The organism is Bacillus sp. F56, assembly GCF_001748205.1.
GTDB lineage: Bacteria > Bacillota > Bacilli > Bacillales > Bacillaceae > Bacillus > Bacillus stercoris.
Genome location: NZ_BDFC01000012.1, coordinates 1 through 21,498, shown reverse-complemented (window position 1 = coordinate 21,498; position 21,498 = coordinate 1). Strand labels below are relative to the sequence as shown.

The window sequence follows — 21,498 nt, the reverse complement described above, 5'->3', positions numbered from 1 at the left end:
TTAAGGGGGGAGACCGTTAAATGAGCAGTGAATTATTAGATGCTCTCACGATTCTTGAAAAAGAAAAAGGCATCAGTAAAGAAATTATCATTGAAGCAATCGAAGCTGCGTTAATTTCTGCTTATAAGCGGAATTTTAATCAAGCGCAAAATGTACGGGTGGATCTAAACCGTGAAACTGGCTCCATCCGTGTATTTGCAAGAAAAGATGTCGTTGACGAAGTGTACGACCAGAGATTAGAGATCTCTATCGAAGAAGCGCAGGGCATCCATCCGGAATATATGGTCGGCGATGTCGTCGAAATCGAAGTAACTCCTAAGGATTTCGGGCGCATAGCTGCTCAAACAGCGAAGCAGGTCGTCACACAGCGTGTGCGCGAAGCTGAGCGCGGTGTGATTTATTCTGAATTTATCGACCGTGAAGAAGACATCATGACAGGTATCGTCCAGCGTCTGGACAATAAATTTATCTACGTGTCTTTAGGCAAAATAGAAGCCTTGCTGCCGGTTAATGAGCAAATGCCGAATGAAAGCTACAAGCCTCATGACCGCATTAAGGTATTTATCACAAAAGTAGAAAAAACAACGAAGGGCCCGCAGATCTACGTGTCAAGAACACATCCAGGCCTGTTAAAGCGTTTGTTTGAAATTGAAGTGCCTGAAATTTATGATGGAACTGTCGAGCTAAAATCTGTTGCCAGAGAAGCCGGCGACCGTTCAAAAATTTCTGTCCGCACAGATGATCCTGATGTGGATCCTGTCGGTTCATGCGTAGGCCCTAAAGGCCAGCGTGTGCAAGCAATCGTCAATGAATTAAAAGGTGAAAAAATTGACATTGTCAACTGGTCCAGTGATCCTGTAGAATTTGTCGCGAATGCGCTCAGCCCTTCCAAAGTGCTTGATGTCATCGTTAATGAAGAAGAAAAAGCGACAACTGTTATTGTTCCTGATTACCAGCTGTCTTTGGCGATTGGCAAAAGAGGACAAAACGCACGCTTAGCTGCTAAACTGACAGGCTGGAAGATTGATATTAAGAGCGAAACAGACGCAAGAGAACTTGGAATCTATCCGAGAGAACTTGAAGAAGACGATGAGCCGCTCTTTACAGAGCCTGAAACTGCTGAATCGGATGAATAAGAGGTGACTTTAGGTGAATAAACACAAAAAGATCCCATTACGCAAATGTGTAGTGACTGGTGAAATGAAGCCTAAAAAGGAACTGATCCGAGTTGTACGGTCGAAAGAAGGCGATATCTCAGTAGACCTGACCGGCAAAAAGAACGGACGGGGTGCTTATTTAACGCTGGATAAAGAGTGCATCTTAGCAGCAAAAAAGAAAAACACTTTGCAAAATCAATTTCAATCACAAATCGATGACCAGATTTTCGATGAATTGCTGGAACTGGCGGAAAAGGTGAAAAAATAAAATGTCTGGAATGGAATGGTTTCCCTTGCTGGGTCTGGCCAATCGAGCTCGTAAGGTCGTGTCAGGCGAAGACTTGGTGATAAAAGAAATCAGGAATGCGCGTGCAAAGCTTGTCCTGCTTACAGAGGATGCATCATCTAACACAGCAAAAAAAGTAACCGACAAGTGCAATTATTATAAAGTCCCTTATAAAAAAGTCGAGAGTCGCGCGGTTCTTGGACGCTCTATCGGTAAAGAAGCCCGTGTCGTTGTCGCCGTCACTGACCAAGGTTTTGCGAATAAGCTGATCAGCTTGCTCGATTAATATTTTTGGGGGTGAACGAATGGCTAAAATGAGAGTATACGAATATGCAAAAGCGTTAAATGTTTCAAGTAAGGAAATTTTGACCGCACTGAAAAACATGGATTTAGAAGTGAATAATCACATGGCCATGCTAGAAGAAAAGGCCATTAAAAAGCTTGATGCCAAATATAAAAAAGGCGGCGCTGCCGCTAAATCTCAAAAGCCAGCAGAAACGAACAAAAACAAACAGCCACAAGGGGTTAATCAGCAATCAGCTGGAAATCAACCAAACAAAATTCGAGACGGAAAGAAGAATGACGTGCAGAATAATCAATTTAACAAAAACAAGAAGAATAACAACAACAAAAAAAATAAACGCAACCACAACAATAAAAACCAACATCAGCAAAAGCCTGTAAAACCGAAAAAAGAGCTTCCTGAGAAAATTACATTCTCTGGCACTTTAACAGTTGGCGCACTTGCTGAAGAGCTTGGCAAAGAACCTTCAGAAATCATTAAAAAGCTGATGCTTCTTGGCGTAATGGCAACCATTAACCAAGAGCTTGATAAAGACACAATCGAACTCATTGCATCAGAATATGGTGTTGAAACAGAAGAGGTCATTGTGCTTGAAGAAACAGAGCTGGAAAAATACGAAGAGCCTGATAAAGAAGAGGATCTTGAAATTCGTCCACCTGTTGTAACAATCATGGGCCACGTTGACCATGGGAAAACGACGCTTCTTGACAGCATCCGTAAAACAAAGGTTGTTGAAGGAGAAGCAGGCGGTATCACTCAGCATATCGGCGCTTATCAAATTGAAGAGAACGGCAAGAAAATCACGTTCTTGGATACACCGGGCCACGCCGCATTTACAACGATGCGTGCACGCGGTGCAGAAGTAACGGATATTACGATTCTCGTCGTAGCTGCCGATGACGGTGTAATGCCGCAAACAGTAGAAGCGATTAACCATGCTAAAGCAGCAGAGGTTCCAATCATCGTTGCTGTGAATAAAATAGATAAAGAATCCGCAAACCCTGACCGTGTGATGCAAGAACTGACGGAATACGGACTTGTCCCTGAAGCTTGGGGCGGAGAAACCATTTTTGTGCCGCTTTCCGCTTTAACTGGAAAAGGCATTGATGAGCTCGTTGAAATGATTTTGCTTGTCAGTGAGGTAGAGGAATTGAAAGCGAACCCGAACCGTCAGGCAAAAGGAACGGTTATTGAAGCTGAACTCGATAAAGGCAGAGGGTCAGTCGCGACATTGCTCGTACAGACTGGAACACTGCATGTCGGTGATCCGATCGTAGTCGGCAATACATTTGGCCGTGTCCGTGCGATGGTCAACGACATTGGCCGCCGTGTGAAAACTGCCGGCCCGTCAACTCCGGTTGAAATTACCGGTTTGAATGATGTCCCTCAAGCGGGAGACCAATTCCTTGTCTTTAAGGATGAAAAAACAGCTCGTTCTGTCGGTGAAGCCCGTGCTTCGAAACAGCTTGAAGAGCAGCGCAGCGATAAAGCGAAGCTCAGTCTTGATGACTTATTCGAGCAAATTAAACAAGGTGATGTAAAAGACATCAATCTCATCGTAAAAGCTGACGTTCAAGGATCTGCTGAAGCTTTAACGGCTGCACTTCAAAAAATTGAAGTAGAAGGCGTTAAAGTGAAAATCATCCATACAGGCGTTGGTGCGATTACTGAATCTGACATTATCTTGGCATCTGCTTCCAATGCAATTGTTATCGGGTTTAATGTGAGACCGGACGGAAATGCTAAGAGTACGGCTGAAGCTGAAAATGTAGATATTCGACTTCACCGTATCATTTACAAAGTAATTGACGAGATTGAAGCTGCCATGAAAGGTATGCTTGATCCTGAATATGAAGAAAAAGTGATTGGTCAAGTAGAAGTGCGCCAAACATTCAAAGTATCTAAAATTGGTACAATTGCCGGCGGATATGTTACTGAAGGAACCATTACGCGCGACAGCGGCCTCCGTTTAATTCGTGACGGCGTCGTTATCTTCGAAGGCGAAGTAGATGTTCTGAAACGCTTTAAAGACGATGTGAAAGAAGTTTCACAAGGCTATGAATGTGGTATTACAATTAAGAAATACAATGACATTCGTGAAGGTGACATCCTTGAAGCGTTTGTCATGCAAGAAATTGAAAGAACGTGATCGGATTTGCGGAGTGTGAATGCATCATTTATGATGCAGGATCGCTAAAAGAAAAGCGCGCCGTTCTGAAGCGGATTTTAACCAGGGTTCAAAACAAGTTCAATGTTTCGATTTCGGAGATTGGCTATCAGGACACCTGGCAAAGAACCAGCTTCGGAATCGCCGCTGTTTCTTCCTCTCGCGTTCAAACAGAAAAAGAACTACAGCGCGTCCTAGCGTTTATCGATTCTTTTCCTGAAATTGAACGGACGATCACTAGGACAGAGTGGTTTTAACTTAGAGGTGATTGAATTGAGTATGAGAGCAAACCGTGTCGGCGAGCAAATGAAAAAAGAACTCGGTGATATTATCAGCCGCAAGCTGAAAGACCCGAGAATTGGTTTTCTGACAGTAACGGATGTACGTGTATCAGGTGATTTGCAAATTGCAAAGGTGTATATCTCGGTTCTCGGTGACGAGAAAAAACGGGAAGAAGCACTGAAAGGGCTGGCAAAAGCGAAAGGATTTATCCGATCCGAAATCGGCAGCCGCATCAGACTTCGTAAAACGCCTGAAATTGAATTTGAGTTCGATGAATCAATCGATTACGGAAATCGAATCGAAACATTGATTCACGAATTACATTCAGAGAAACCATCTGAATAAAAAATGAGAGGATAGGCGTATATCGTCTGTCCTCTTTCTTCGTTTTTAAGAAAAAAGCTAAAAAAGAAGGAGTGAAAGGCAAATGGTTAACGGAGTTCTCCTTTTACATAAACCTGTTGGCATGACATCGCACGACTGTGTCATGAAGATCCGAAAACTGTTGAAAACAAAAAAAGTAGGACATACGGGAACGCTCGATCCAGAAGTGTCAGGCGTGCTTCCGATTTGTGTGGGCAGAGCGACAAAAATAGTCGAATACTTAACTGAAAAATCTAAAACATATGATGCGGAAATAACGCTTGGCTTTTCAACGACAACAGAGGATCAAACCGGAGAAACGGTGGAAACAAAGCCTGTCAATCATGACATTGATAAAGCCGATGCAGAAAAGGTTTTAAACAGTTTAAAGGGCAAACAAGAACAAATTCCGCCCATGTATTCCGCTGTAAAAGTAAACGGCAAAAAATTATACGAATACGCAAGAGCGGGGATTGAAGTAGAACGTCCGAAACGTATGATTACCATTGAAGACATTGCCCTGACAACCGGGATTAAACATAATGGAGAAACCGCAAGCTTCCGGTTTACAGTGACATGCTCCAAAGGGACCTATGTAAGGACGCTGGCGGTCATGATCGGTGAAAAGCTCGGATATCCGGCTCATATGTCTCATTTAATCCGTACGGCATCCGGAGATTTTTCTCTCGACGAATGCTTTACTTTTGACGAACTGGAGGCACAGGTCCAATCCGGAACCGTGGAAGAGCATATAGTCCCTATTGAACGTGCGCTCAATCATTTGCCGAAATGGATCATAAGTGATACATTAGCTAAGAAAGTAGAAAATGGGGCTTTGCTTGAGACGCCCGAGCAGTTTTCTGAAATGACAAGTGAAGACCGAATTGCCGTCTTTACTGAATCCGGAAGCTGTTTGGCGATCTATCTCCCCCATCCTGCGAAAAAAGGGCTGTTAAAGCCGGCAAAAGTATTGATGCAAAAAAGCGAACAATAGAAAAAAGGTGACCGTTCTGTGAAGACGATACATATTACACATCCTCATCATTTAATGAAAGAGGAGCAGGCAAAATCAGTGATGGCGTTAGGTTATTTTGACGGCGTTCATCTTGGACATCAGAAGGTAATCGGCACAGCGAAGCAAATAGCCGAAGAAAAAGGCCTGACATTGGCTGTGATGACCTTTCATCCTCATCCTTCTCACGTTTTGGGCAGGGATAAGGAGCCAAAGGATCTAATTACGCCTCTTGAAGATAAAATAGACCAAATTGAACAATTAGGTACAGAAATTCTGTATGTCGTTAAATTTAACGAAGTGTTTGCTTCTCTTTCTCCCAAGCAGTTTATAGACCAGTATATCATCGGCCTTAATGTGCAGCACGCAGTGGCAGGCTTTGACTTTACGTACGGCAAATACGGCAAGGGTACAATGGAGACCATGCCGGCTGATTTAGACGGAAAAGCTGAGTGCACCATGGTAGAAAAATTAACGGAGCAGAATAAAAAAATCAGTTCTTCGTATATCCGTACCGCGCTTCAAAACGGAGATGTTGAATTGGCGAATGTCTTGCTTGGACAGCCTTATTTTATAAAAGGAATTGTGATTCATGGTGATAAAAGAGGGCGGACCATCGGGTTTCCGACAGCAAATGTCGGTTTAAATAACAGCTATATCGTTCCGCCAACGGGTGTATATGCCGTAAAAGCGGAAGTGAACGGCGAAGTCTACAATGGCGTTTGCAATATCGGCTATAAGCCGACGTTTTATGAAAAGCGCCCGGAACAGCCTTCCATTGAGGTCAATCTGTTTGATTTCGATCAAGAGGTATATGGAGCCGCTATAAAAATCGAATGGTACAAACGGATTCGGAGCGAGCGGAAATTCAATGGCATCAAAGAATTAACAGAGCAAATTGAGAAAGATAAGCAGGAAGCCATCCGTTATTTCAGCAATTTGCTGCGGAAATAACTTGCAACGCACGCAAATTTTATTCTAAAATATTTGCATATAGGCACGATTTTTAGTATGATAGTTTTCGTAGTCTTAAAACCATTGCTTGGCAATCCGAAGTCACCGACGGTTGCTAGGTAACTGGGGCTAAATATGATTTGGAGGTGAAACAGGATGGCAATTACTCAAGAGCGTAAAAACCAACTCATCAACGAGTTCAAAACACACGAATCTGATACTGGATCTCCAGAAGTTCAGATCGCTATCCTAACTGACTCAATTAACAACTTGAACGAGCATTTACGTACTCACAAGAAAGACCACCACTCACGTCGCGGTCTTCTTAAAATGGTAGGTAAGCGTCGTAATCTTCTTACGTATCTACGTAATAAAGACGTAACTCGTTACCGTGAGTTAATTAACAAACTAGGCTTACGTCGATAATCGTAAAAAGCGGGAGGATTCCCGCTTTTTTATCGTATTAAAGCGAAATTTCTTATAACAAATCATTGAAATCCTTTTACATACTACTTTGACATTGATATGTTCAATTCATTTCGTTCATAATAGGAGTAATTGATTATTTCACACAACGAAGAGAGGAGTTCGTAATCGTATGGGACAAGAAAAACACGTCTTTACCATAGATTGGGCCGGAAGAACGCTTACTGTTGAAACCGGCCAGCTTGCCAAACAGGCAAATGGTGCTGTGATGATCCGCTACGGTGATACAGCAGTACTTAGTACAGCAACCGCTTCAAAAGAACCAAAACCGCTTGATTTCTTCCCTCTTACTGTAAACTATGAAGAAAGATTATATGCGGTAGGGAAAATTCCGGGCGGCTTTATTAAAAGAGAAGGACGCCCGAGTGAAAAAGCGGTTCTTGCCAGCCGTTTAATTGACCGTCCGATCCGTCCTTTGTTTGCCGATGGATTCCGTAATGAAGTTCAAGTCATCAGCATTGTCATGAGTGTTGACCAAAACTGCTCTTCAGAAATGGCTGCCATGTTCGGTTCATCTCTTGCGCTTTCTGTATCGGATATTCCGTTTGAAGGACCAATTGCAGGGGTTACTGTCGGACGCATTGATGATCAATTTATCATTAACCCAACAGTTGATCAGCTTGAAAAAAGCGACATCAATCTTGTCGTTGCCGGCACGAAAGATGCCATTAACATGGTAGAAGCGGGAGCGGACGAAGTTCCTGAGGAAATCATGCTTGAAGGCATTATGTTCGGCCATGAAGAGATTAAACGCCTGATTGCATTCCAAGAAGAAATTGTTGCGGCAGTCGGCAAAGAGAAATCAGAAATTAAGCTCTTTGAAATTGATGAAGAGCTTAACGAAAAAGTAAAAGCTTTAGCAGAAGAGGATCTGCTGAAAGCTATCCAAGTTCATGAAAAGCATGCTCGTGAAGATGCCATTAACGAAGTGAAGAGCGCAGTTGTGGCAAAATTCGAGGATGAAGAGCATGATGAAGATACAATCAAACAAGTGAAGCAGATTTTATCTAAGCTGGTGAAAAATGAAGTTCGCCGCCTGATTACTGAAGAAAAAGTAAGACCGGACGGCCGAGGTGTCGATCAAATCCGCCCGCTTTCTTCAGAAGTTGGCCTCTTGCCAAGAACGCACGGTTCTGGTCTATTTACAAGGGGACAAACTCAGGCCCTCAGCGTATGTACGCTAGGTGCTCTGGGAGATGTGCAAATCCTTGATGGCTTAGGTGTCGAAGAGTCGAAACGGTTTATGCATCACTACAACTTCCCGCAATTTAGCGTTGGGGAAACAGGACCGATGCGCGGACCGGGACGTCGTGAAATCGGACATGGAGCACTGGGTGAGCGCGCGCTTGAGCCAGTTATTCCGTCTGAAAAAGACTTCCCTTATACTGTCCGTCTTGTTTCAGAAGTGCTTGAATCAAACGGTTCTACGTCTCAAGCAAGCATTTGCGCAAGCACACTTGCAATGATGGATGCAGGTGTACCGATTAAAGCGCCAGTTGCTGGTATTGCGATGGGTCTTGTCAAATCAGGCGAACATTACACTGTTTTGACTGACATCCAAGGCATGGAAGACGCGCTCGGAGATATGGACTTTAAAGTAGCGGGAACTGAAAAAGGCGTAACGGCCCTGCAAATGGACATTAAAATTGAAGGCCTTTCCAGAGAGATTCTTGAAGAAGCGCTTCAGCAGGCGAAAAAAGGCAGAATGGAAATCCTCAACAGCATGCTTGCAACATTAAGCGAATCAAGAAAAGAGCTTTCTCGATATGCGCCTAAGATCTTAACAATGACCATTAATCCTGATAAAATCCGCGATGTCATCGGACCAAGCGGAAAACAAATCAATAAGATCATCGAAGAAACCGGTGTTAAAATTGATATTGAGCAGGACGGCACAATCTTCATTTCCTCTACAGATGAAAGCGGCAACCAAAAAGCGAAAAAAATCATTGAAGACCTTGTCAGAGAGGTTGAAGTCGGCCAGCTTTACCTAGGTAAAGTGAAACGGATTGAAAAATTCGGTGCTTTCGTTGAAATTTTCAGCGGAAAAGACGGTTTGGTGCACATTTCAGAGCTTGCGCTTGAACGCGTAGGGAAAGTTGAAGATGTTGTGAAGATCGGAGACGAGATTCTTGTCAAGGTCACTGAAATTGACAAACAAGGACGAGTGAATTTGTCTCGCAAAGCGGTGCTCCGTGAAGAGAAAGAAAAAGAAGAACAACAATCTTAAATGAAAACATAAAAGGAGCCTGGGAGACCCGGCTTCTTTATTTTGAAGCTTTTCAAAAGCAGGCGGGTTCTACCTTGTCCTTCTTCTTCATAATGTGAGGTGAGGGGGGACAGAACATGTACAAAAAATTTGTACCGTTTGCCGTTTTTTTATTTCTTTTTTTTGTCTCATTTGAGATGATGGAAAATCCGCATGCACTTGATTATATAGGGGCAATGAAAAAAGATACGGTGACTGTCACGGCGTCCAAAGACCCGTTATATGAAGAATTGCTTCAAAAAGCGCCGGAGTACGAAGTTAAGCCCCAGAATGCAAGAATTGATAAAGTGTGGAAAAGCATTCCTGGCTACAATGGATTAAAGGTCAATATTGAACAATCATATAAAAAAATGAAAAAGCATGGCGAGTTTCGGGAAAATGACCTGGTGTACAGCCAAGTAAAACCAAACGTTCATCTTGAGTCACTTCAGCCTGAGCCTATTTATAAAGGAAATCCTGACAAACCGATGGTGGCTTTTTTAATCAATGTGGCATGGGGAAATGAGTATTTGGAAAAAATGCTTCCTATTCTGCAAAAGCACCATGTCAAAGCTACGTTCTTTTTAGAAGGCAATTGGGTGAGAAACAATGAACAGCTCGCTAAGAAGATTGCAAAAGACGGACATGAAATCGGAAATCATTCATACAATCATCCGGATATGAGCAAACTGACTACAGGAAGAATTTCCGAGCAGCTCGACAAGACAAATGAGCAAATAGAACAAACGATCGGCGTTAAGCCAAAGTGGTTCGCTCCGCCGAGCGGAAGTTTCAGAAAAGCGGTTATCGATATTGCAGCTGAGAAACAGATGGGAACAGTTATGTGGACAGTTGATACAATCGATTGGCAAAAGCCGGCTCCGTCTGTACTTCAGACAAGAGTGTTAAGCAAGATACATAATGGTGCCATGATTTTAATGCATCCGACTGACCCTACGGCGGAAAGTCTTGAAGCGCTGATTACAAAGATAAAAGACAAAGGATACGCACTTGGAACAGTTACTGAACTAATGGATGAAACAAGACTATTGAAGTAACAGATGAAGGCAGCTTGTCTTTGAATAGGAGGAACAAATTTGATTAAACGATATACGTGTCAAAATGGTGTAAGAGTTGTGCTGGAAAATAACCCGACAGTCCGTTCTGTTGCGATCGGCGTATGGATCGGCACAGGGTCGAGACATGAAACGCCGGAGATAAACGGAATTTCTCACTTTTTAGAGCACATGTTCTTTAAAGGGACGAGCACAAAATCTGCACGTGAGATAGCAGAATCTTTTGATCGTATTGGCGGTCAAGTCAATGCGTTTACTTCAAAGGAATATACCTGCTACTATGCAAAGGTGCTTGACGAGCATGCGAATTACGCGCTGGACGTATTAGCAGATATGTTCTTTCATTCAACGTTTGATGAAAACGAGCTGAAAAAAGAGAAAAATGTAGTATATGAAGAAATTAAAATGTACGAAGATGCGCCGGACGACATTGTACACGATTTACTGAGCAAAGCCACTTACGGCAATCATTCTTTAGGCTACCCAATTCTTGGCACGGAAGAAACGCTTGCTTCCTTTAACGGTGACTCTCTCAGACAATACATGAATGATTATTATACACCGGACCGAGTGGTGATTTCGGTAGCGGGCAATATATCTGACAGTTTTATCAAAGATGTGGAAAAATGGTTCGGGTCATACGAGGCGAAAGGCAAAGCGACAGGACTTGAGAAGCCTGAGTTCCACACGGAAAAACTGACGAGGAAAAAAGAAACAGAGCAGGCTCATTTGTGCCTCGGATTTAAAGGCTTAGAGGTTGGCCATGAACGTATTTATGATTTAATCGTCCTCAATAATGTGCTCGGAGGCAGCATGAGCAGCCGGCTGTTCCAAGATGTCCGTGAAGATAAAGGACTAGCTTATTCAGTTTACAGCTATCACAGCTCGTATGAGGACAGCGGAATGCTAACGATTTACGGCGGAACGGGTGCAAATCAGCTTCAGCAACTGTCAGAAACAATTCAAGAAACGCTTGCTACATTAAAACGTGACGGCATTACTTCGAAAGAGCTGGAAAACAGCAAAGAGCAAATGAAGGGAAGCTTAATGCTGAGCTTAGAAAGCACAAACAGCAAAATGAGCCGAAATGGGAAAAATGAACTGCTTCTCGGCAAACATAAAACATTAGATGAGATCATCAATGAATTAAACGCCGTGAACTTAGAGCGTGTCAACGGCCTTGCCAGACAATTGTTCACCGAAGACTATGCATTAGCACTGATCAGCCCTTCCGGCAATATGCCATCTTAAAAAGGAAAGCCTGCCCCATAATGGGGCAGGCATTTTTTAATCCTTTCCATCATACATAGTACAAGGGGGTGACAGACATGCGGCTCAGTGAATTATCAGGAAAGGAAATTGTAGACATCAAAAGAGCTGAACGGCTCGGAGTGCTCGGCCAGACCGATTTAGAAATTAATGAACAGGATGGACAAATTACAGCACTCCTCATTCCCACAGTTAAGTGGTTTGGTTTAAGAAAACAAGGTCATGACATTCGCGTCCCATGGCATCATATTCAAAAGATCGGATCAGATATGATCATATTAGATGTACCTGAGGAAATGTCTCCTCGACAAGAGTAAATCGACCAATTGGGTTCTAAAGAAAACATCTGAAACATCGGCTCTGGCAGCCGATGTTTTTTTATATGGAAAAAGCGCATCTTTTATATTCACCGGTATTTCCTTTTGATCATAAGATGAAGGGGAGCTTAACAACTAGAGATCCAGTATATACAAAGAAGGTGAACGTTTAGAATGTTAACCGGATTGAAAATTGCAGTTATCGGCGGTGACGCAAGACAGCTCGAAATTATAAGAAAGCTCACTGAACAGCAGGCTGACATCTATCTTGTCGGGTTTGACCAATTGGATCACGGTTTCACCGGAGCAGTAAAATGCAATATTGATGAAATTCCTTTTCAACAAATAGATAGCATCATTCTCCCAGTATCCGCAACAACAGGAGAAGGTGTCGTATCGACTGTATTTTCGAATGAAGAGGTTGTGTTAAAACAGGAGCATCTCAACAAAACGCCTGCACATTGTGTCATTTTCTCAGGTATTTCTAATGCCTATTTAGAAAACATTGCAGCTCAGGCAAAAAGAAAACTTGTTAAGCTGTTTGAGCGGGATGACATTGCGATATACAACTCTATTCCGACAGTAGAAGGAACGATTATGCTGGCTATTCAGCACACGGATTATACGATACACGGATCTCAGGTGGCCGTTCTCGGTCTCGGGCGCACCGGGATGACGATTGCCCGGACATTTGCCGCGCTCGGGGCGAATGTAAAAGTGGGGGCAAGAAGTTCAGCGCATCTGGCACGTATCACTGAAATGGGGCTCGTTCCTTTTCATACCGATGAGCTGAAAGAGCATGTGAAAGATATAGATATTTGCATTAATACCATACCGAGTATGATTTTAAATCAAGCGGTACTTTCTTGTATGACACCGAAAACCTTAATATTGGATCTGGCCTCACGTCCCGGGGGAACGGATTTTAAATATGCCGAAAAACAGGGGATTAAAGCACTTCTTGCTCCCGGCCTTCCAGGGATTGTCGCTCCTAAAACGGCTGGGCAAATCCTTGCAAACGTCTTGAGCAAGCTTTTGGCTGCAATACAAGCTGAGGAGGGGAAATAAGGATGTCGTCATTAAAAGGAAAAAGAATCGGGTTTGGGCTGACCGGGTCGCATTGCACATATGAAGCGGTTTTTCCGCAAATTGAGGCGTTGGTCAACGAAGGAGCTGAAGTTCGTCCGGTTGTCACATTTAACGTAAAATCCACAAATACCCGATTTGGAGAGGGTGCAGAATGGGTTAAAAAAATTGAAGACCTGACTGGATATGAGGCCATTGATTCGATTGTAAAGGCAGAACCCCTTGGGCCGAAGCTGCCCCTTGACTGCATGGTCATTGCGCCTTTAACAGGCAATTCAATGAGCAAGCTGGCAAATGCCATGACGGACAGCCCGGTGCTGATGGCGGCAAAAGCGACAATCCGAAACAATCGGCCAGTCGTTCTAGGTATCTCAACAAATGATGCACTCGGTTTAAACGGAACAAATTTAATGAGGCTCATGTCAACAAAAAATATCTTTTTTATTCCATTCGGGCAAGACGATCCATTTAAAAAACCGAATTCAATGGTAGCCAAAATGGATCTGCTTCCGCAAACGATTGAAAAGGCGCTATTGCACCAGCAGCTTCAGCCGGTTCTCGTTGAGAATTATCAGGGAAATGACTAAATTTACAGAAAATCATTCCCAAACTAAAAAATTCGGTCATCACCCGCATATTCTATGGTAAAATAAAACGTAAAATCATAGTCAAATCAATTCAATGAAGCTGATTGGCGGAAGGAGTTTTACAGATGGGAAGAGGTTTACACGTAGCTGTTGTCGGAGCGACAGGGGCTGTGGGACAACAAATGCTTAAAACACTCGAAGACAGAAACTTTGAAATGGACACACTTACATTGCTATCTTCAAAACGCTCTGCGGGGACAAAAGTCACGTTTAAAGGCCAAGAGCTGACTGTTCAGGAAGCTTCTCCTGAGAGCTTTGAAGGGGTAAATATTGCTTTGTTCAGCGCCGGCGGAAGCGTATCACAAGCATTGGCACCAGAAGCTGTAAAACGCGGCGCTATTGTTATAGATAATACGAGCGCGTTCCGCATGGACGAAAATACACCGCTTGTTGTGCCAGAAGTGAATGAGGCAGACTTGCATGAACACAACGGCATTATTGCCAATCCAAACTGCTCTACAATCCAAATGGTTGCGGCTCTTGAGCCGATCCGTAAAACATACGGCTTAAACAAAGTCATCGTATCAACTTACCAGGCAGTATCAGGAGCGGGTAATGAAGCTGTAAAAGAGCTTTACAGCCAAACACAGGCAATTTTAAATAAAGAAGAAATAGAGCCTGAGATCATGCCTGTAAAAGGTGACAAAAAACACTATCAAATCGCCTTCAACGCGATTCCGCAAATTGATAAATTCCAGGATAACGGCTATACGTTTGAAGAAATGAAAATGATCAATGAAACGAAAAAAATCATGCACATGCCTGACCTTCAAGTAGCGGCTACATGTGTGAGACTGCCAATTCAAACTGGGCACTCAGAGTCTGTCTACATCGAAATAGACCGTGATGACGCTACAGTTGAAGATGTTAAAAATCTATTAAAAGAAGCTCCGGGCGTGACACTTCAGGATGACCCGAGCCAGCAGCTTTATCCGATGCCTGCTGATGCTGTCGGCAAAAACGATGTGTTTGTAGGCCGCATCCGCAAAGACTTGGACAGAGCAAACGGTTTTCATTTATGGGTTGTTTCTGATAACCTATTAAAAGGCGCAGCATGGAACTCTGTTCAAATTGCAGAAAGCCTGAAAAAACTAAACCTCGTATAAAAGAGAGAATTTCCTAAAGACGAATAGAAGAGAGTAAGGCACTATCAGCCTGCTCTCTTCTGTTACGTCCGAATAATTTGGAGTGAAAACAGTGAAGATAATTGTTCAAAAGTTCGGCGGAACATCAGTAAAGGATGATAAAGGCCGCAAACTGGCTTTAGAGCATATTAAAGAAGCAATCAGTGAAGGATATAAGGTTGTCGTTGTCGTTTCAGCGATGGGCCGAAAAGGAGACCCGTATGCAACAGATTCTTTGCTGGGGCTGCTTTACGGCGATCAGTCAGCGATTTCTCCAAGGGAGCAGGATTTGCTTTTATCTTGCGGAGAGACCATTTCCTCTGTCGTATTTACAAGCATGCTGCTTGATAACGGTGTGAAAGCAGCTGCGCTGACAGGGGCTCAGGCTGGCTTTTTAACGAATGATCAGCATACCAATGCGAAAATCATTGAAATGAGACCGGAGCGTTTATTCGGTGTGCTCGCCAATCATGATGCGGTCGTCGTCGCAGGCTTCCAGGGCGCAACTGAAAAAGGTGATACAACAACAATCGGCAGAGGGGGCAGTGATACGTCTGCAGCCGCACTCGGAGCAGCTGTTGATGCAGAATACATCGATATTTTCACCGATGTAGAAGGTGTAATGACTGCAGACCCAAGAGTTGTGGAAAATGCGAAACCGCTTCCTGTTGTGACGTATACGGAAATCTGCAACCTGGCGTATCAGGGAGCTAAGGTCATTCATCCGCGTGCTGTGGAAATCGCGATGCAGGCCAAGGTTCCGATCCGCGTCCGTTCGACTTATTCGAAGGATAAAGGTACATTGGTGACATCACATCACTCTTCCAAGGTCGGCAGTGATGTTTTTGAAAGGCTGATTACGGGAATCGCTCATGTCAAAGATGTCACGCAGTTCAAGGTGCCTTCTAAAATCGGCCAGTATAATGTTCAGACTGAAGTGTTCAAGGCAATGGCGAACGCTGGAATCAGTGTCGATTTCTTTAACATTACACCTAGTGAAATCGTTTATACGGTAGCCGGAAATAAAACAGAAACAGCTCAGCGTATTTTAATGGATATGGGCTATGATCCAATGGTAACAAGAAACTGCGCGAAGGTATCGGCGGTCGGTGCGGGCATTATGGGTGTTCCCGGTGTTACGTCCAAAATTGTGTCAGCTCTTTCAGAAAAAGAAATTCCGATTCTTCAGTCGGCTGACAGCCATACGACGATATGGGTGCTCGTCCATGAAGCGGATATGGTTCCTGCTGTAAACGCTTTGCATGAAGTGTTTGAACTTTCCAAGTAAATGTGATTGAATCATGATGAGGTGAATAAAATGAATTTCGGAAATGTGTCTACAGCGATGATTACACCCTTTGACAATAAAGGGAACGTAGACTTTCAAAAACTGTCTACACTGATTGACTACTTGTTGAAAAACGGAACGGATTCTTTAGTAGTAGCGGGAACAACTGGAGAATCTCCAACCCTATCAACTGAAGAAAAAATTGCGCTTTTTGAATATACGGTAAAAGAAGTAAACGGACGGGTTCCGGTTATCGCCGGTACTGGAAGCAACAATACGAAAGATTCCATTAAGCTGACAAAAAAAGCTGAGGAAGCAGGCGTGGACGCTGTTATGCTTGTTACGCCGTATTACAATAAACCTTCCCAAGAGGGAATGTACCAGCATTTTAAAGCAATTGCGGCAGAGACATCGCTTCCGGTTATGCTTTATAATGTTCCGGGCCGTACGGTTGCTTCTCTGGCTCCTGAAACGACGATCCGTTTGGCGGCAGACATTCCGAATGTTGTTGCGATTAAAGAAGCGAGCGGCGACCTCGAAGCGATTACAAAAATTATTGCTGAAACGCCTGAAGACTTCTATGTCTATTCAGGGGATGACGCTCTGACGCTTCCAATTCTTTCAGTTGGAGGAAGAGGAGTTGTGTCAGTGGCGAGCCATATCGCAGGCACTGATATGCAGCAAATGATCAAAAATTATACGAATGGGCAAACAGCTAATGCGGCACTGATTCATCAGAAACTGCTGCCGATTATGAAGGAACTGTTTAAAGCGCCTAACCCTGCTCCAGTCAAAACAGCGCTTCAGCTGAGAGGTCTTGATGTCGGTTCTGTGCGTCTGCCTCTTGTCCCGTTAACCGAGGATGAACGTCTGAGCTTAAGCAGCACGATCAGCGAACTGTAAGAAAATTTCATACAGTGAAACAAACGCGGTCATTCTCACATTCAGCTGAGTTTGACCGTTTCTTTTACATATTGGTTTTCCCTAAACCTTCTGCTTTATCTTGTTTTCTAAATTTACTTTCAGTTATAATAGGAACAAGTGATGATGGACGGGTATGAGACTAGGAGGATATAGATTTTGAAAAAGAAAAATACAGAAAACGTTAGAATTATCGCCCTTGGCGGTGTCGGAGAGATTGGGAAGAACCTTTATGTCATTGAAATTGACTCAGACATATTTGTCGTTGATGCCGGCCTTATGCATCCAGAAAATGAAATGCTCGGTATTGATGTGGTGATTCCTGACATATCATATTTGATTGAACGGGCTGATCGCGTCAAGGCAATCTTTTTAACGCACGGGCACGATGAAAATATCGGCGGCGTTTTTTACTTATTAAACAAGCTGTCTGTTCCAGTGTACGGAACAAAGCTGACGCTTGCGCTGTTAAGAGAGAAATTAAAACAATACGGACATAACCGAAAAACTGATTTAAGAGAAATTCACTCCAAATCTGTCATTACATTTGAATCGACAAAAGTATCGTTCTTTAGAACGATTCACAGCATCCCTGATTCTGTAGGTGTGAGCTTTAAAACATCACTTGGATCTATTGTATGCACGGGAGACTTCAAATTTGACCAAACACCTGCACTTAATCAGACGTGCGACATTGGCGAAATCGCCAAGATCGGAAATAGCGGCGTGCTTGCCCTGCTTTCTGACAGTGCAAATGCGGAACGGCCGGGTTATACTCCTTCGGAATCGGCTGTCAGCGGAGAAATTTCGGATGCGCTGTATAATTCAGAGAACCGGGTGATTATTGCTGTTTTCGCATCCAATATTAACCGGATTCAGCAAGTCATTCATGCAGCGGCTCAAAATGGCAGAAAGATTGCCGTAGCCGGAAAAAATCTTCAATCTGTCCTGCAGCTGGCAAGAAAGTTAGGATACATTGAAGCAGATGATGAATTATTTATTTCAGTACAGGATGTCAAGAAATATCCGAAGCGTGAAGTGGCCATTATTACAGCCGGAAGCCAAGGTGAACCATTAGCTGCCCTTACAAGAATGGCAAACAAAGCTCACAAACAGCTGAACATTGAAGAAGGGGATACGGTTGTCATTGCGTCAACTCCAATTCCCGGGCAGGAACTCATTTATTCTAAAACAGTGGACCTACTTGCGAGAGCCGGTGCACAAGTCATCTTTGCCCAAAAGCGTGTTCATGTATCAGGCCACGGCTCACAAGAAGAGTTAAAGCTGATGATCAATCTGCTTAAACCAAAGTATTTAATTCCTGTAAACGGCGAATACAGAATGCAAAAAGCCCATTCAAAAATCGCTGAAGAAACTGGCATGAAGCGCAGTGACATCTTCTTAATTGAAAAAGGAGACGTCGTTGAGTTCCGCGGCCAAAACGTAAAAATCGGGGATAAAGTTCCTTACGGCAATATTTTAATTGATGGGCTAGGTGTCGGTGATATCGGCAATATCGTATTGAGAGACCGCCGCTTGCTTTCACAGGACGGAATCTTAATCGTTGTCATTACACTTGATAAACAAAAGAAACATCTTGTATCAGGACCAGAAATTATCACTCGCGGTTTTGTTTATGTAAGAGAGTCTGAAGGTCTTATCGTACAGGCTACTGAGCTTGTTCGTTCCATCGTGACAGAAGCGACTGAAACATCAAATGTTGAATGGTCAACGCTGAAGCAGGCAATGCGGGATGCTTTGAACCAATTCCTTTATGAAAAAACGAAACGTAAACCGATGATCATCCCAATTATTATGGAAGTATAATGACTGACTAAAGACCGGAGCAGCTCCGGTCTTTATTTTTTTGCCCTTTAAGCCGGGATTGAATTGAGTATCTTTGTTCATAATACAAAGAGAAACTCGGAAAGGGTGAAAGCGAGATGGATCATCGTATGGAAAACACAGAAGAAGAGCGTTCTGAAAAAAATGATGCGAAAGACAGCATTATGAATAAAATACAGCAGCTTGGTGAAACGTCACTTCCACAGCTGCCCCAAGATACAAATATTCATTGTCTGACTATAATCGGACAAATAGAAGGCCATGTTCAGCTCCCTCCGCAAAACAAAACAACAAAATATGAGCATGTCATCCCACAGATTGTGGCAATTGAACAAAATCCTAAAATTGAAGGCCTGCTGATTATATTAAATACTGTGGGAGGAGATGTTGAAGCTGGTCTAGCAATTGCGGAAATGCTGGCATCTTTATCGAAACCGACCGTTTCTATCGTGCTTGGCGGGGGTCATTCCATCGGCGTTCCGATTGCTGTATCCTGTGATTACAGCTATATCGCCGAAACAGCAACGATGACGATTCACCCCGTTAGGCTCACCGGTCTGGTCATCGGGGTGCCGCAAACGTTTGAATACCTGGATAAAATGCAAGAAAGAGTTGTTAAATTTGTCACAAGCCATTCCAATATAACTGAAGAGAAATTTAAAGAGCTAATGTTTTCAAAAGGAAACTTAACACGCGACATCGGAACAAATGTAGTTGGTAAGGATGCAGTTGAATACGGATTGATTGATCACGCAGGCGGCGTCGGACAGGCAATCAATAAACTGAATGAGCTCATAGAGGCAGCAAGGAAAGAAGAAGGACGGATGATCCAATGATTCTGTATACCGTGATGCCGCAGGAAATTGTGTTTGCAGAACAGAACCAAGAAACGAGCGCACATGAGCAAATTGAATATAAAGGTGTACCGCTTCTGGTCGAAATGAAAGGAAATGAAGCGGAAGTCATTCAAATTATGAGCACAAACCCAATGCATTTTCTGCATCCGGACATTTCACCGGGACAAAAGCTGAAATTAAACGTATAAGAATCCAATCCTTTTTTAAGGGCAAAATATGCTATAATAGGGGAATCCTACAGAAAAAACGCAGCCTGTAAACGGCTGCTTTCTTCATTATGTATGAACTTACATTTTTTAACGCAGTAAGGTGATGAGTGTGGCAAAGAAAAAACGAAAATCAAGAAAAAAACAGGCGAAACAGCTCAATATAAAATACGAACTCAACGGACTGCTATGTATAGCCATTTCAATTATCGCAATCTTGCAGCTGGGGGTAGTCGGGCAAACATTTATCTATTTGTTCCGCTTTTTTGCTGGAGAGTGGTTTATTTTATGCTTGTTAGGTTTATTGGTGTTAGGAGTCTCGCTGTTTTGGAAGAAGAAAACCCCAAGCCTATTAACGAGACGAAAGGCCGGGTTGTACTGTATCATCGCAAGCATATTGCTGCTTTCTCACGTGCAGCTGTTTAAAAATTTGACGCACAAAGGGACTATTGAGTCCGCAAGTGTGGTCCGCAATACGTGGGAATTGTTTTTGATGGACATGAATGGCAGCTCTGCTTCTCCTGATTTAGGCGGAGGGATGATCGGTGCGCTGCTGTTTGCAGCTTCACACTTCTTGTTTGCGTCAACTGGTTCTCAGATCATGGCGATTGTCATGATTTTGATCGGCATGATTTTAGTCACAGGACGATCACTGCAAGAAACGCTGAAAAAGTGGATGAGCCCGATTGGACGCTTTATAAAAGAACAATGGTTGGCATTTATTGATGATATGAAATCCGTCAAATCAAATATGCAGTCATCGAAAAAAACAAAAGCGCCTAGCAAAAAACAAAAACCGGTCCGCAAAAAACAGCAAATGGAACCGGAGCCTTCTGATGAAGAAGGGGATTCTGAGACAGAATCGCCTCTTGTCCATTCAGAACCAATTATCTCAAGCTTTTCTGATCGTAATGAAGAGGATGAGTCTCCAGTTATAGAAAAGCGCACCGAACCTGTATCGGAGCCGCTTCAGGACATCCAACCAGAGACAGGTGATCAGGAAACTGTTTCTGCTCCTCCTATGACCTTTACGGAGCTTGAAAATAAGGATTACGAGATGCCGTCACTGGATTTACTGGCAGATCCAAAGCATACCGGCCAGCAGGCTGATAAAAAGAATATTTATGAAAATGCGAGAAAGCTTGAACGGACCTTCCAAAGCTTTGGCGTAAAGGCGAAAGTGACACAGGTTCATCTCGGGCCGGCCGTAACAAAATACGAAGTGTATCCTGATGTCGGAGTGAAGGTTAGCAAAATTGTCAATTTAAGCGATGATTTAGCGCTGGCGCTTGCTGCGAAGGATATCAGGATCGAAGCGCCTATACCAGGCAAATCGGCAATCGGAATTGAGGTTCCAAACGCAGAAGTGGCAATGGTTTCGCTGAAGGAAGTGCTGGAGTCTAAATTAAATGACAGACCGGATGCGAAGTTGTTAATTGGACTTGGCCGCAATATTTCAGGTGAAGCTGTATTGGCTGAGTTAAATAAGATGCCCCACCTTTTGGTCGCAGGCGCAACCGGGAGCGGAAAAAGTGTCTGTGTCAACGGCATTATTACAAGTATTTTAATGCGCGCAAAACCGCATGAAGTGAAAATGATGATG

Annotated in this window: 21 protein-coding genes and 1 pseudogene; all 22 read left to right on the top strand. The window is 43.3% G+C overall.

What is annotated here, in order from left to right:
- Positions 1-20 precede the first annotated feature (20 nt).
- Positions 21-1,136, top strand: a complete 1,116-nt coding sequence (nusA, locus tag BFW96_RS19110) for a transcription termination factor NusA (RefSeq protein WP_014663995.1) — start codon at positions 21-23, stop codon at positions 1,134-1,136.
- A gap of 13 nt (positions 1,137-1,149) precedes the next feature.
- The gene (gene rulR, locus BFW96_RS19105) at positions 1,150-1,425 is read left to right on the top strand and encodes a glucose-induced regulator RulR (protein WP_069840314.1); all 276 of its coding nucleotides are present in this window, start codon (positions 1,150-1,152) and stop codon (positions 1,423-1,425) included.
- A gap of 1 nt (position 1,426) precedes the next feature.
- Positions 1,427-1,729, top strand: coding sequence for a YlxQ family RNA-binding protein (locus BFW96_RS19100; protein WP_003220946.1), 303 nt, complete (start codon positions 1,427-1,429; stop codon positions 1,727-1,729).
- A 19-nt stretch (positions 1,730-1,748) separates the two neighbouring features.
- Positions 1,749-3,896 carry a translation initiation factor IF-2 gene (infB, locus tag BFW96_RS19095; RefSeq protein WP_069840313.1) on the top strand — a complete coding sequence of 716 codons (2,148 nt, stop codon included), beginning with the start codon at positions 1,749-1,751 and terminating at the stop codon, positions 3,894-3,896.
- The gene (locus tag BFW96_RS19090; protein ID WP_003220950.1) at positions 3,893-4,171 is read left to right on the top strand and encodes a DUF503 domain-containing protein; all 279 of its coding nucleotides are present in this window, start codon (positions 3,893-3,895) and stop codon (positions 4,169-4,171) included. The genes infB and BFW96_RS19090 overlap by 4 nt, the downstream gene beginning before the upstream one ends.
- A 16-nt stretch (positions 4,172-4,187) precedes the next feature.
- A complete protein-coding gene (gene rbfA / locus BFW96_RS19085; protein ID WP_009967251.1) occupies positions 4,188-4,541 on the top strand; it encodes a 30S ribosome-binding factor RbfA in 354 nt (117 codons plus the stop codon).
- A gap of 82 nt (positions 4,542-4,623) precedes the next feature.
- The gene (truB, locus tag BFW96_RS19080) at positions 4,624-5,553 is read left to right on the top strand and encodes a tRNA pseudouridine(55) synthase TruB (protein WP_069840312.1); all 930 of its coding nucleotides are present in this window, start codon (positions 4,624-4,626) and stop codon (positions 5,551-5,553) included.
- An 18-nt stretch (positions 5,554-5,571) separates the two neighbouring features.
- Positions 5,572-6,525: a bifunctional riboflavin kinase/FAD synthetase gene (gene ribF, locus BFW96_RS19075; protein ID WP_069840311.1), complete on the top strand. Its 954-nt coding sequence runs from the start codon at positions 5,572-5,574 to the stop codon at positions 6,523-6,525.
- Positions 6,526-6,681: 156 nt separating this feature from the next.
- Positions 6,682-6,951 (top strand): 30S ribosomal protein S15, encoded by a 270-nt coding sequence (rpsO, locus tag BFW96_RS19070; RefSeq protein ID WP_003220957.1) that lies wholly within the window; start codon positions 6,682-6,684, stop codon positions 6,949-6,951.
- A 172-nt stretch (positions 6,952-7,123) separates the two neighbouring features.
- Complete coding sequence (gene pnp / locus BFW96_RS19065; protein ID WP_014664000.1) at positions 7,124-9,241, top strand: polyribonucleotide nucleotidyltransferase; 2,118 nt, start codon at positions 7,124-7,126, stop codon at positions 9,239-9,241.
- A gap of 116 nt (positions 9,242-9,357) precedes the next feature.
- Complete coding sequence (locus BFW96_RS19060; RefSeq protein WP_069840310.1) at positions 9,358-10,317, top strand: polysaccharide deacetylase family protein; 960 nt, start codon at positions 9,358-9,360, stop codon at positions 10,315-10,317.
- 39 nt (positions 10,318-10,356) lie between these two features.
- Positions 10,357-11,586, top strand: coding sequence for a M16 family metallopeptidase (locus BFW96_RS19055; protein WP_040083155.1), 1,230 nt, complete (start codon positions 10,357-10,359; stop codon positions 11,584-11,586).
- 77 nt (positions 11,587-11,663) lie between these two features.
- Positions 11,664-11,921: a YlmC/YmxH family sporulation protein gene (locus BFW96_RS19050; RefSeq protein ID WP_014664003.1), complete on the top strand. Its 258-nt coding sequence runs from the start codon at positions 11,664-11,666 to the stop codon at positions 11,919-11,921.
- 174 nt (positions 11,922-12,095) lie between these two features.
- A complete protein-coding gene (dpaA, locus tag BFW96_RS19045; RefSeq protein WP_069840309.1) occupies positions 12,096-12,989 on the top strand; it encodes a dipicolinic acid synthetase subunit A in 894 nt (297 codons plus the stop codon).
- A gap of 2 nt (positions 12,990-12,991) precedes the next feature.
- Complete coding sequence (dpaB, locus tag BFW96_RS19040) at positions 12,992-13,594, top strand: dipicolinate synthase subunit B (protein ID WP_014664006.1); 603 nt, start codon at positions 12,992-12,994, stop codon at positions 13,592-13,594.
- Between the two features lie 125 nt (positions 13,595-13,719).
- Positions 13,720-14,760 (top strand): aspartate-semialdehyde dehydrogenase, encoded by a 1,041-nt coding sequence (gene asd, locus BFW96_RS19035; protein ID WP_069840308.1) that lies wholly within the window; start codon positions 13,720-13,722, stop codon positions 14,758-14,760.
- 91 nt (positions 14,761-14,851) lie between these two features.
- On the top strand, positions 14,852-16,066 hold the full coding sequence (gene dapG, locus BFW96_RS19030; protein ID WP_040083152.1) for an aspartate kinase: 1,215 nt from the start codon (positions 14,852-14,854) through the stop codon (positions 16,064-16,066).
- Between the two features lie 30 nt (positions 16,067-16,096).
- Entirely contained in the window at positions 16,097-16,969 is an 873-nt protein-coding gene (dapA, locus tag BFW96_RS19025) for a 4-hydroxy-tetrahydrodipicolinate synthase (protein WP_003245816.1), read from the top strand.
- Between the two features lie 177 nt (positions 16,970-17,146).
- Positions 17,147-18,814 carry a ribonuclease J2 gene (gene rnjB, locus BFW96_RS19020; protein WP_014664010.1) on the top strand — a complete coding sequence of 556 codons (1,668 nt, stop codon included), beginning with the start codon at positions 17,147-17,149 and terminating at the stop codon, positions 18,812-18,814.
- A 116-nt stretch (positions 18,815-18,930) separates the two neighbouring features.
- A complete protein-coding gene (gene tepA, locus BFW96_RS19015) occupies positions 18,931-19,668 on the top strand; it encodes a translocation-enhancing protein TepA (protein ID WP_014664011.1) in 738 nt (245 codons plus the stop codon).
- Positions 19,665-19,877 carry a YlzJ-like family protein gene (locus BFW96_RS19010; RefSeq protein WP_003231871.1) on the top strand — a complete coding sequence of 71 codons (213 nt, stop codon included), beginning with the start codon at positions 19,665-19,667 and terminating at the stop codon, positions 19,875-19,877. The genes tepA and BFW96_RS19010 overlap by 4 nt, the downstream gene beginning before the upstream one ends.
- Before the next feature lie 130 nt (positions 19,878-20,007).
- Positions 20,008-21,498, top strand: a pseudogene (gene spoIIIE / locus BFW96_RS19005) (DNA translocase SpoIIIE); the annotation flags it as partial.